Source organism: Pseudomonas sp. HY2-MNA-CIBAN-0224, from assembly GCF_040310285.1.
GTDB classification, from domain to species: domain Bacteria; phylum Pseudomonadota; class Gammaproteobacteria; order Pseudomonadales; family Pseudomonadaceae; genus Aquipseudomonas; species Aquipseudomonas helleri.
In genome coordinates this window covers 1-336 of sequence record NZ_JBEOPQ010000291.1, presented here as the reverse complement: position 1 = coordinate 336, position 336 = coordinate 1, and the positions used below count along the sequence as shown (strand labels likewise).

At 45.5% G+C, this 336-nt stretch carries 1 pseudogene; it reads left to right on the top strand.

Going from position 1 to position 336, the window contains the following annotated elements:
- Positions 1-281 (top strand): annotated as a pseudogene (locus AAEZ03_RS26450) (YjiH family protein); the annotation flags it as partial.
- Positions 282-336: the final 55 nt, after the last annotated feature.

Genomic DNA, 336 nt, shown 5'->3' with positions numbered 1-336 from the left:
AGCCATTAGTTGCTGCCAAAGGCATGTCAGCAGGATTGGCTGAGATGTTCTTGCCTGCCCTATTGCTAACGGAAGCTGAGGTCTTGACCCGTTATGTGGCAGGCGTAGTTTCGATTAGTAGCGTACTGTTCTTTTCAGCGATGATTCCTTGTGTATTGGCAACTGAGATACCGCTGTCAGTACCTAAGATGGTCATTATTTGGTTTGAGCGAGTGGTGCTTAGCATTCTAATCGCTGCACCTTTTGGACATTTAGCGATATACTTGGGCTGGATCAGTTAGACCGACTGAAACAAGCGGGATTAGTTAAAGAAATTTAGACGACATAGCCTTTAGC